The sequence below is a fragment of the Kribbella sp. NBC_00382 genome, assembly GCF_036067295.1.
GTDB lineage: Bacteria > Actinomycetota > Actinomycetes > Propionibacteriales > Kribbellaceae > Kribbella.
In genome coordinates, this window is record NZ_CP107954.1 from 800,202 (window position 1) to 811,238 (window position 11,037).

General features: G+C 67.8%; 12 protein-coding genes. 8 read left to right on the plus strand and 4 right to left on the minus strand.

Translation table 11 applies throughout. The features are described from left to right. The 3 genes from OHA70_RS04015 to OHA70_RS04025 all read left to right on the plus strand — a co-directional run bounded on the left by OHA70_RS04015 (nucleotide 1) and on the right by OHA70_RS04025 (nucleotide 2,643). Nucleotides 1-1,650: a phospholipase C gene (locus OHA70_RS04015; protein WP_328328630.1), complete on the plus strand. Its 1,650-nt coding sequence runs from the start codon at nucleotides 1-3 to the stop codon at nucleotides 1,648-1,650. Between the two features lie 93 nt (nucleotides 1,651-1,743). Beyond that, nucleotides 1,744-2,274 (plus strand): hypothetical protein, encoded by a 531-nt coding sequence (locus OHA70_RS04020; RefSeq protein WP_328328633.1) that lies wholly within the window; start codon nucleotides 1,744-1,746, stop codon nucleotides 2,272-2,274. A gap of 12 nt (nucleotides 2,275-2,286) precedes the next feature. After that, nucleotides 2,287-2,643 (plus strand): YciI family protein, encoded by a 357-nt coding sequence (locus OHA70_RS04025; RefSeq protein WP_328328635.1) that lies wholly within the window; start codon nucleotides 2,287-2,289, stop codon nucleotides 2,641-2,643. 43 nt (nucleotides 2,644-2,686) lie between these two features. On the opposite strand, the gene OHA70_RS04030 is transcribed toward OHA70_RS04025, so the two are convergent. Then, nucleotides 2,687-2,968 (minus strand): hypothetical protein, encoded by a 282-nt coding sequence (locus tag OHA70_RS04030; protein ID WP_328328637.1) that lies wholly within the window; start codon nucleotides 2,966-2,968, stop codon nucleotides 2,687-2,689. A gap of 153 nt (nucleotides 2,969-3,121) precedes the next feature. On the opposite strand from OHA70_RS04030, the gene OHA70_RS04035 reads away from it, so the two are divergent. The 3 genes from OHA70_RS04035 to OHA70_RS04045 are packed head-to-tail and all read left to right on the plus strand — an operon-like array spanning nucleotide 3,122 to nucleotide 4,957. Further along, nucleotides 3,122-3,805 (plus strand): PadR family transcriptional regulator, encoded by a 684-nt coding sequence (locus OHA70_RS04035; protein ID WP_328328639.1) that lies wholly within the window; start codon nucleotides 3,122-3,124, stop codon nucleotides 3,803-3,805. Then, nucleotides 3,802-4,203 (plus strand): DUF1707 SHOCT-like domain-containing protein, encoded by a 402-nt coding sequence (locus OHA70_RS04040; protein WP_328328641.1) that lies wholly within the window; start codon nucleotides 3,802-3,804, stop codon nucleotides 4,201-4,203. The genes OHA70_RS04035 and OHA70_RS04040 overlap by 4 nt, the downstream gene beginning before the upstream one ends. 25 nt (nucleotides 4,204-4,228) lie before the next feature. Then, nucleotides 4,229-4,957, plus strand: coding sequence for an LmeA family phospholipid-binding protein (locus tag OHA70_RS04045; RefSeq protein WP_328328643.1), 729 nt, complete (start codon nucleotides 4,229-4,231; stop codon nucleotides 4,955-4,957). A 22-nt stretch (nucleotides 4,958-4,979) separates the two neighbouring features. On the opposite strand, the gene OHA70_RS04050 is transcribed toward OHA70_RS04045, so the two are convergent. Next, entirely contained in the window at nucleotides 4,980-5,915 is a 936-nt protein-coding gene (locus OHA70_RS04050) for an alpha/beta fold hydrolase (RefSeq protein WP_328328645.1), read from the minus strand. A gap of 78 nt (nucleotides 5,916-5,993) precedes the next feature. Between OHA70_RS04050 and OHA70_RS04055 the strand changes: the two genes are divergently transcribed. After that, entirely contained in the window at nucleotides 5,994-8,726 is a 2,733-nt protein-coding gene (locus OHA70_RS04055; RefSeq protein ID WP_328328647.1) for an ATP-binding protein, read from the plus strand. 47 nt (nucleotides 8,727-8,773) lie between these two features. Next, complete coding sequence (locus OHA70_RS04060; RefSeq protein WP_328328649.1) at nucleotides 8,774-9,052, plus strand: hypothetical protein; 279 nt, start codon at nucleotides 8,774-8,776, stop codon at nucleotides 9,050-9,052. Between the two features lie 9 nt (nucleotides 9,053-9,061). Here OHA70_RS04060 and OHA70_RS04065 read toward each other — a convergent pair whose 3' ends face one another. Continuing rightward, nucleotides 9,062-10,069, minus strand: a complete 1,008-nt coding sequence (locus tag OHA70_RS04065; RefSeq protein WP_328328651.1) for a DUF2278 family protein — start codon at nucleotides 10,067-10,069, stop codon at nucleotides 9,062-9,064. 53 nt (nucleotides 10,070-10,122) lie between these two features. After that, nucleotides 10,123-10,872, minus strand: coding sequence for an SDR family NAD(P)-dependent oxidoreductase (locus OHA70_RS04070; RefSeq protein WP_328328653.1), 750 nt, complete (start codon nucleotides 10,870-10,872; stop codon nucleotides 10,123-10,125). Nucleotides 10,873-11,037: the final 165 nt, after the last annotated feature.

Below are 11,037 nucleotides of genomic sequence, written 5' to 3' on the forward strand. Positions count from 1 at the left end.
GTGGTCCTCAAGCCCCGTACCTGGAGTAAACGAACCCGCACGGCGGCGATCGGCGGTGTGGCCGCGGTCAGCGCGATGACGCTGGTCGCCGTGGCCGGGCCGGCCTGGGCCGGCGACGACGCGTGGTGGCATCACGGCGGCGGCGGTGACCACCACCCCAAGCCGGTGGCCACGAGCACCCCGATCAAGCACCTGGTGGTCATCTTCGACGAGAACAACTCGTTCGACCACTACTTCGGCACCTACCCGAACGCCGCCAACACCGACGGCACCAAGTTCCAGGCCGCCCGGCACACGCCGCGGGTCAACGGCCTGACGCCGGCGCTGCTCAAGCAGAACCCGAACCAGTACAACCCGAAGCGGCTGACCCACGAGCAGGCGTTGACCTGCGACCAGAACCACGGATACGGCGCGGAGCAGAAGGCGTACAACGGCGGTAAGGCCGACAAGTTCGTCGAGTTCACCGAGACCGACAAGTGCACCGGCCAGCCGATCCTGTTCGGCGAGCCCGGGCTGGTGATGGACTACTACGACGGCAACACGGTGACCGGGCTGTGGAACTACGCCCAGCACTACGCGATGAGTGACAACTCGTACAGCAGCGTGTACGGGCCTTCCTCGCCCGGTGCGATCAACCTGATCTCCGGCCAGACCCACGGGATCTACGCCGTCGACCCGATCACCGGCCACAACGTCACCGACGCCTACACCTCGGTATCTCCGGACGCCAACGGCATCGGCACCATGATCAACGACCCGGACCCGGCCTTCGACGACTGCTCGGACAACAACCACACGTCGAAGAACGCGCTCGGCGTGATGACCGGCACGAACATCGGCGACCTGCTCAACAAGCAGGGCACCACCTGGGGCTGGTTCCAGGGCGGCTTCCGGCCGACCAGTACTGCGAACGGGTACTCCGTCTGCGGCGCCACCCACCAGAACGTCGGTGGCAACACAGTGGTCGACTACAGCCCGCACCACGCGCCGTTCCAGTACTACAAGTCGACCAGCAACCCCAAGCACCTGCCGCCGACCTCGGTCGCCAAGATCGGGCACACCGACCAGGCCAACCACCAGTACGACCTGACCGACTTCTCGGCCGCGGCCAAGGCGGGCAACCTGCCGGCGGTCAGCTTCCTGAAGGCCGGGGAGTACCAGGACGGCCACGCCGGCTACTCCGACCCGCTCGACGAGCAGCACTTCCTGGTCAACACAATCAACGAGGTACAGAAGTCGAAGGACTGGGCGTCCACCGCGATCGTCGTCGCGTATGACGACTCCGACGGCTGGTACGACCACGTGACGCCGCCGCTCCGCAACGGCTCCGCGGACCCGGCCAACGACCAGGCGGCCCTGTGCGGCAAGAAACCGGCCGCGGGCGGGTACGCCGATCGCTGTGGCTTCGGTCCGCGGCAGCCGCTGCTGGTGATCAGCCCGTTCAGCAAGACCAACTACGTCGACCACAACCGGACCGACCAGACGTCGGTTCTGAAGTTCATCGAGGACAACTGGCGGACCGGCACCATCGGCGACGCCTCGTACGACGCGCAGGCGCGCTCACTGACCGGAATGCTCGACTTCCACCACCGCCCGGACGCCCGGCCGGTACTGCTCAACCCCACCACCGGGGCAGTCACCAGGCACTGATTCTCCGTACTACGCGCCTCGGGGCCGGACGACTCATCGTCCGGCCCCGAGGTGTTGTTCAGCCACGGCCCGGAGGTTCGGGAAGATAGGCCTATGAACGAGGACGAGTACCTTCTGGCTGAGCAGGCGAACCAGGCGGAAGCCGATGCCGAACGCGTCCGGCAGGAGGTCGAGAGTGCCGCCGCCGATCCGGCTGCTCAGGAGGAATGGATTCGTCAGTCCAACCTGGTCTACGGCGGACTGGCGGCCGCCGGGCTGGTCGTAGTACAGCCGTTCCTGACCGAGGACCCGCTCGACCTGCCGGCGACGGTGTGCGTCATCGCGTTCGCCGTCTCGATCCCGCTGCTGGCCGCGCTGCTGGTGCTGAATCGGCAGGAGTCTTATCGTCGCCGGACGAGCAAGTCAGCCGCTGTCGGCGTGGCGAAGGCGGTTGCCCAGGGGGCCGCGTTCGTCGGACTCACGGCCGCCTTCTGGCACATCTCCCTCGTCGCGGGCATCGTGTTCCTGGCGATGGGGTTCGTGGCCGTGGGGGTGCACTCCTCGGGGTATGTGCAGCTCGAGTACGACTCGAGGTTCCGCTCCAGATTTCGTCGCGGCAAGCCTGCCGACGAGCAGTTGCCCTGAGAGGAGACGACGGTGGCTCAGTATCTGATCGCGTTCAACGATGAGTGGGTGCCCGAGCACACGCCCGAGGAGATCGGCCGGAAGTCCGCTTCGGTGAAGCCGGTGATCGACGAGATGAAGGAGACGGGCGTCTTCCTCTTCAGCAACGGCGGGATCGACGCCTCGACCGTGGTGTGCAGCGTCACCGCGCAGGACGGGGAGCCGGTCTTCAGCGACGGGCCGTACGTCGAGAGCAAGGAACACCTCGGTGGATTCTGTGTGGTCGAGGTCCCCGACGACGAGACCGCCCGGCACTGGGCCGGCCGGCTCGCCGTCGCGCTCGACTGGCCGCAAGAGGTGCACCGCTTCCCGCGGATGCCGCGTGCCTGAGCCGCTTACACGGAGATGAAGATCTTGCCTTGGCGGTCTGTGATCAGCGGCCGGTGAGGTCGTTGAACTTGTCGGTCGCCTGGTCGGTGAGACCTTCGGTTGGTACTTCGATGCCGGTGGCGTCGGCTAGCTGGTCGCCGGCGGTGTTGGCGTGGTCCTGGGCCGTTTCGCCGAGGCCTTGGGCCTGGTCGGTGAGGCCTTCGGCGTGTTCGGTGGCTTGGTCGGTGACACCGCTCAGGTCTACGCCGGTTGCTTCGGTGACCTTTTCGGTGGCGGTTTGGAGGAGTTCGGAGGCCTTGTCTTTGAGGCCGTCGAAGATGCCCATGAGGTGACCCTTCAGTCGTTGTCGGCTTGGAGGGAGTCACCGACGGTAGCAAGGCAGAGTAAGAGGTTGCTGAGAGCTGACGAACTCCTTGGGTGGTGAGCGTTCGCGATATATCGTCGAATTATCGTGATGGCTCGGTGAGGAGTGGTTGGGATGACGGGTTCGGCGTTTGTCGGTAGGTGGCCCGGGTTCGGGCGACTGGATTGTGAAGGGTTCGAGCAGCTCAAGGAGGAACTGCGCGCCGCGATGACCGGCCAGCGCGGCGGACGGCAGCAGCAAACGTTCGGAAGGCATCCCTTCGGAGGCGGGCAGAACCCGTGGGGGATGTTCGGCGGGCCGCCGTGGGCTGGTGGACCGCGTGGGTTCAGCAGGGGTCCGAAGGCCAGGCGGGGCGATGTACGGGCGGCGATTCTCGCAGTACTGGCGGAGCAGCCGATGAATGGATACCAGATCATTCAGGAGGTCGCCGAGCGCAGTGGTGGGGCGTGGAAGCCCAGCCCTGGTTCGATTTACCCGACCTTGCAGCAGCTCGAGGACGAGGGGCTGGTGACGGCCGACGCGGCGACCGGGCGGCGGACGTTCACGCTGACCGACGAGGGTCGCACCTATGTCGCCGAGCACGCCGACGAGGTCACGGCGCCCTGGGAGGCGATGTCGGCGCAGGACGACGACGAGAACGGGCTGAAGCCGATTCTCGGGCAGGTCGCGACGGCGATGTGGCAGATCATGGCCGCGGGCTCGGCCGAGCAGCAGGCGAAGGCGCGGGACGCGTTGATCACGCTCCGCCGCACGCTGTACTCCATCCTCGCGGATGACGACGACGGTGACCGGTCATGAGCGGATACCTCCCCGCCAGAGGTTCGCTCCGGATCGGTGACGCCGAGCGCGACAGGGCGGTCGAGCAACTGAGCGATCACTTCGTCGCCGGCCGGCTGACGCAGGACGAGTTCGAGGAGCGCAGCGACCAGGCGACCAAGGCCCGGTACGCCGATGAGGTCGACCTCCTCTTCGCCGATCTCCCGGAGCTGGAGGCGTCCCAACCAGGGCGCCGGGGCCCTCAACGGCGCGGACACCCGTCCCCGCTGATGTTCCTGATCCCGGTGCTGATGATCGGCCTGGTCGCCTCAGCGGTGATACTCGCAGCGCCCTGGTTGCTCTGGATGCTCTTCTGGGTCGCCATGTTGAGCGGACCCGCGCGCCATCACCGCTGGCAGCAGGGCGGCCGCAGGGGTTAGGGGTGCATCGCTAGGCTCTGCCTGCATGAGCTCCAGAAGACCACGCCGGGTACTCCGCGCGCTGATCGTCATCCTGTTGATCCTCGCCGGCCTCGCCGTCGCCGCCGACCGGATCGGTGAGTCGCTCGCCGAGGGCCAGCTGGCCAAGTCGGCGGCCGACGAGGCAGCGAAGTACGACGTCACCGCGGCCGACACGACGGTGGAGATCGGGGGTTTCGGCTTCCTGCCGCAGCTGGCCAGGAGCAAGTTCGACCAGGTCACGATGACCATGCGCGAGCCGGAGATCGAGAAGATCGCGGCCGAGGACCTGACCGTCGACATGCACACCATCCATGTACCTCGCCAGGCGCTGACCGGTGACCGGAGCGCCGCCGTCACGGTGGACCGGGCCGACGTCAAGCTGCGCCTGTCCCCGGCCGCGCTGGCGAAGCTCACCGCGAACACCAGGGGTATCGACGCACTCACCCTGCAGGTCGTCCGCGGCAACCTGGTGGCGAAGGCGACCATCCAGCGCTTCAGCGTCTCCGCGACGGTACGGCCCGTGGCGAGCAACGGCCGGATCGGCCTGGCGGTCGACGAGAGCACCCTGCAAGGCATCCCCGAGCAACTCCGCGGCACGGTCGGCGCCATCTTGTCGCGCGGCATCGTCGTACCGGAACTGCCGTTCAAAGCCACCCTTCAGCAGGTGGCCATTGAAGGCCAGTCCATCGTCCTGACGGCGTCGGCCACGAATCTCAAGCTCTCAGGAGCCTGAAGCGTTCCCCGAATCCCAGGCTCTACCGGCTCCGCTCCGCGAGGGCGTTCACGGCGGTGGCGATCTCGGCCGGGTTGGAGATCGGCGTGAGGTGGTTGGCGTCCGGGATGAGGGTCGGAGCCGGCGCGCCGATCCGCCCGGCCGTCTCGATAGCATTGCCGCCGTTGGTATCCCGAGCACCGAAAACCACAGACGTAGGAACCGGTACGTCGCGCAGCCGCACCAACCGATCGGCCGGTACTGCGGGAATCCCATGAGCCGTCATCTGCCAAACAGCCTTCTCGGCGCCTGGCTGACGGAACGGCCGCACCCATTGCTCGACGTCCATCGGCGGACACGACGGCCCACACGTCGACTTGTAGATCCGCCGGAGTAGCCAGTCGGACCCCAGCACCATCCGGAACAACGTCGTCCGGTACGGCGGAACGATCACGCCCGTAGGCGGACGACCACCGGGAAGCGGCAGCCCGTCGCCATCAAGAAACATGAGTCCGCCGATCCGCCCGGGCGCCTCCAACGTCGCCTCGGCCGCGACCCCCGCGCCGAGAGAATGCCCGACGAGCAACGGATGTGGTTGCCCAGGGCCTCCAAGATGCATCGCGTCCAGGAAGCCCAGCAGCTGCGAGGCGAGATGCTCGATCGTGTACGGCCCCTTGCGCTCGCTGTACCCGTATCCCGTGATGTCGTACGCATAGACCCGATGAGTCTTGGCGAGCAACGGCACCAGCCGCGACCACGTGTCGACCGACTCCACCGCGCCGTGCACCAGCACCACCGGCGTACCGGTCGTTCCCCAGCTGTCGTAGCGGGTGTTGACGTCCCCCGCCTGCACGAACTTCAAACCTTCCGGGGCCGACTCCGTGCCACCGGTGAACGCGTTGTACGTCAGCGACCCCACGGTGACGACCAGCAGGAACACGACGATGACGACGAGAGCCCGCCGCAGGAACCGTTTCACCGCCCAAGTCTGACCGACCACGCAAGCGACGGTTCACCGGGCTTCCCGAAGTACCGGGCGTTAGGTGATGCTGGGCGGATGGGGATTGTCGGGCGGGGGCGGGAACTCGGCGCGTTGCGTGGCTGGCTCGACGACGCACGCGACGGCCGGGGGCGGCTGGTGGTGTGCGGAGGCGAGGCAGGGATCGGGAAGACGCGGCTGGCGCAGGAGTTCGCGGGCATGGCGCTGGCGGCCGGTACTGCGGTTGCCTGGGGCCGCTGTGTTGAGGGCGAGGGGGCACCCGCCTACTGGCCGTGGCGGCAGGTACTGCGCGGGCTGAAGGTTGATGCCGACCAGGTACTCGCAGGAGAGGCCGGTGATCGGTTCCGCCTGTTCGAGGCGGTCACTGAGGCGATTGCCGAGGCAGCGGATCCGCAGGGACTGGTGATCCTCCTGGAGGACGTCCACCGCGCCGATGAGCCCTCCCTGCTGGTACTACGGCATCTCGCGGCCCAGGTGAGCGACCTACCGGTACTAGTCCTGGCCACCCACCGCATAGGCGCTCGCATGCTCGCTGAGCTGCCCGCCGAGCGCCTGGAGCTGCGCGGGCTTGATCTCGGAGCCGTCCGGGAGCAACTGCCGATGGCGTCAGCGGACCAGGCTGAGCAGGTCTTCCAGGTCACTGGTGGCAATCCCCTGTTCGTCACCGAGGTCGGGCGGGCCATCGCTGACGGCTCGTGGCAGCCGGACCGGCCGCCGCGGACGGTCCTCGACATCGTCGCTGGGCGGCTCGACCGGGTCAGCGCCGACTGCCGCCGGCTGGTGCAGGCTGCAGCGATCGTTGGGCGCGACTTCCAGCTCACGACTGTCGCTGCGGTGGTGGATATGACCGTTGAGAGGTGCTTGCCGCTGGTGGACGAGGCGGTGGCCTTCGGGTTCCTCGACCAGCCTGGCCGGTTCAGCCATGCGCTCACCCGGGATGCGGTGGCTGCTTCACTCGGTACTGCGGAGCGCGCCGGCCTTCATCGCGGTATCGCGGAAGCGCTGGAGCACCAGCACGCCGGCGACCTGAGTCAGCACCTCGTCGAGATCGCTCGGCATCGGGCGCATCTGGCGCAGTACGGGGAAGGTGCGATTGCGCAGTACTGGCTGACCCTCGCCGCGGACGAGGCGGTGCGGCGGCTGGCGTACGAGGAAGGCGTGCGGCTGTATCAGGCCGCCTGGGAGATCGCGCCCGTCGATCCGGCTGAGCGTTGCCAACGGCAAGTAAACCTTGGTCGCGCCGCCCGGCTGGCAGGTGATCTGCAGACCTGCGTAGCCGCCGCGACGGAGGCCGCGGCCGCCGCCGTGGATGACGAGCAGCGGGCCGACGCGGCGCTCGTTCTCGAGGCCGTCCCCGATCCGGGGATCAACACCGTCGCCAAAAGGCTGTGTGAGGACGCCATGGCAGGCCAGGTCAGTGACGCGACCAGGGCGCGGCTGCTGGCCCAGCGGAGCCATCTCGCGTTCTACGACGGCGAGCAGGACCGCACCGACGAGCTCAGCCGGGCAGCCCTCGACCTCGCTCGCCAGGCGAGCAACAACCAGGCGAGCGACGATCAGGCGGACGGCGACCAGGCCCTGGCCGATGCGCTGCACGCCAGGCAAGAGGCTTGCCCCGGTCCGGCGGGTCGCGCCGAACGATTGCTTCTAGCAACAGAGATGCTCGACCTGGCCCAGCGGAACGGCAATCCCCGCTCGGCCATGTGGGGTGAACTCTGGCGGCTCGACGCGTTGATCGAGAGTGGTCGGCTGGCGGCTGCGGCAGAGGAGTTGCCTGCTCTGGAGGTCGCGGTCGAGCGGGTCGGCGGCCCGGTGAGCGCTTGGCATCATGACCGCGTCGCCGCTTGCGTTGCCCAGGCTCGCGGCCGGTATGAGGAGGCTGCCGCGATCGCCCGGCGCGGGTACGAGCGGATGCGGGTGATCGAGAAGGCACCGGCCACAGGCGCGTACTACGCACTACTGGCGGCTCTGGCCGGTCATGTCGGGGTCAGCCCGGAGGTAGCCAGGCAGGCGTTCGACCCGCCGCCCCGCTTCGCCACGATGGCCCACTTGTCCCGTGCTTACCTCCAGACCTGTGCAGGACTCACCAGCGAGGCGGCCGCGTCGTACCGGCAGGCTGGTCCGCTCGACGCCTGGTCACTGCCCGTCTTCTTCACACTGCCCGGCTACGTGTACGCCGCACTCGCCTGCGCCGGCATCGGCCGGTACGACGACCTCGAGGAACTCCTGCGACGGCTGGAACCCTTCCGTGGCGAGCATGCGGTCGGCAACGGCGTGGCCTACCTGGGTCCCGTAGAACTGACGCTCGGTCGCGGCGCCGCAGTACTCGGTCGGCTGGACGATGCTGTGGAAGACCTGACGGCGGCCGTCCACCAGGCCGGGTGCGCGGGTGCGCCGGGATTCGTCGCGGAGGCGCAGTACCACCTCGCCCAGGCCCTCCGCGATCGCAACCGCCCAGGTGATCGGGCCGGGGCGGAGTCCAACTCGCGCGACGCGCTGCGGCTGGCCACCTCCCTGGGGATGACCGCCTACCTGACGCAGCCCGAGGTAGAACCGGTACTGAGCGCTCGCGAGACCGAGGTCGCCGCACTGGTCGCTGAGGGCCTCACCAACCGGCAGATCGCGACCACGCTGGTCCTGTCCGAGCGGACCGCGCAGAACCACGTCCAGCACATCCTCACCAAGCTCGGCTTCACCACCCGCAGCCAGATCGCCACCTGGGTGACCCGCGGCCAGGTGAGTACCGCGATGAGTGATTCGGCGGATTCGCGCGACGCGACCAACTCCTAACGTCAGGTGTGTGGCCACCAGCGGCCGCCCGGACAGAGGAGAAAGCCATGCCATGGATCACGATCGCCACCCCGCCGTTCGCCTCGATCGACCAGTTCGACAAGTTGATGGAGAACGTCGGCACCGAACCCGAGGGCCTGCAGGCCCGGTACGTCGGCTCCGCGGCGGACGGCCTCCGCGTCGTCACCCTGTGGGAGTCGAAGGACGCCGCCGACCGCTTCTTCGCCGACCGCCTCGGCCCGGCCCTGGCCAAGACACTCGCCCCCGAGCCGGCCGGCCGGCCCACTGTCGTCGGAGTCGAGGTCGCCCGCAGCTACACCCGCTGACCGCGCGGATCAGAAGACGAGGGTGAAGCCCTCCTCCGCCGCCTGCTCCTTCGTATAGGAGATGCCGTCGACCTTGAGCCCTCCCGGATCGAGGAGGGTCAGGGTGCCGCCTCGGTTGCCGAGCTGGACAGGAGCCTGGAGTGCGATCCGCAGAGCATCGCCAGCTGGCAACTCCTGAGCGGGAAGCGGCATCCGCTGACCGAGCCGGTCCACCAGGGACCAACCGTCGAGGTCGATCAGCACCGAGCCCGGGTTGAGCAGGGTGACCGTCTCGGGCTCGGGCGCGGGGCCGATCGGGTTGGCCAGCGCGGCGATGATGCGGAGCGTGCGATGCGGGTCGGTCGGACTCGGTACCGCACCCGGCTCACCCGGCAGCGCATGGCCGGTGCTGTCGTCGGTGTGCCAGGTCTGACTCTGGAAGGCGAGAAAGATCGCCACCCACTGATCCGTGAACTGGAACAGCAACCCACCGTCCTGCCAGACCCCGTCGTCACTCTTGAACGACCCGCTGTTGCCCTGGTTCATATGGATGTCGTGGACACCGTTGCCCGGCGAGAACCCGAAAATCTTGTCCGCTACGGCGTTCTCCGGCCCCCATCGGTCACCGATCGCATAGATCCGCGCCCCCGGATCGGCGAGCGCGCGAGCGGTGAAGAACTCCAGCCGGTCGGCGAGATCGTTGTCGGGCCCGGGCACCGTCGACGGCATCGGCCGCAGCTGCGACCGGTCGAACAGGTTGCCCCGGATGTAGTCGAGCGCAGCTCCGCCACCAACCATGTCCACGCCGGTGAAGCCGTCCGGCAGAGTTCGCAGCGACTCCAGCACCGGGTGCTTGAAGTCCTCGACCGCCAGGTAGAGCAGCTCCGACGGCGACTGCTGCGACAACACATTCACCGCCACCCGGTACTCCGTATCGCCACCCTTCACGTGCAGCTGGAAATGCGGCGAGTCCACCCCGCCCTCGGCCCGCCGCCCGACGACTGTCCCCACCAAAGCGCCGTACCGATTCAAGGTCATGGCGTCCCCTCCCTCCGCCAGCGTGGACCCGGAAGGTGAACAAAACAAGGCGTTCAGTCGGTGAAGCCGTTGGAGAAAAGCATCGCCGTAGTACCGGCGTCGACGAACAACTCGACCCCCGTGATCGCCCGCGCCTCCGCCGACAACAAGAACGCCACCGCATTGCCGATATCAATCGCTTCAACGGCGTTAGGCAGCATCTGTTGTTTGGCGACGAACTCGTCAAGCACCCGCTCATTGCCCCGGATCTCGACCGCCCCCGGATGCACGATGTTGCACCGGATCCCGCGTCGCCCGTAGTCCCGCGCGATCCCCCGACTCAACGCGGCCAGCGCGGCCTTTGTACCGGCGTACAAGGTGAATGTCTCGGCTGCCCCCGCCGCATGCACCGACCCGATGTTGACGATGCTTCCCCCACCGTTCTCCAGCATCACCGGCACGACTTCCCGGATGCAGTTCCACGGCCCGCCGTAGTTGATCCCATTAACCCGATCGAACTCTTCCCGAGTCGCCTCCGCCCCGTCCTTCCGAAGCCCGACCCCCGCGCTGTTCACCAGCCCATCAACAGTCCCGAACTCGGCAACCGTCGCCCCCACAACCTCCCGCACCGACTCAACATCGGTCACATCAAGCGCCATCGCCACCGCACTCCCCCCGGCCGCCCGCAACTCATCAGCCACAGCCACAGCCGCCGCCAACTCCTGATCGGCAACCACCACAGTCCACCCCTTGCCCGACAACGCCCGGCAGACCCCGCTCCCGATCCGCGGCCCGCCTCCACCCGTGACAATGCAGACGCTCATATCCCAGTACTTCCCTTCGCCGATGCTCCTCGTCATCCTGCCTGAGGTGCTGTTGTGGCGTGGTGCTGAGGTGAGGGACTGTGGTTCGCGGGCTCCCGCGGAGGGGTCTGAGCCAGAGAGTCCCTTGGCCAAGGTCGGCCGGGATCGCGGGGCGGGCCGGGCTGG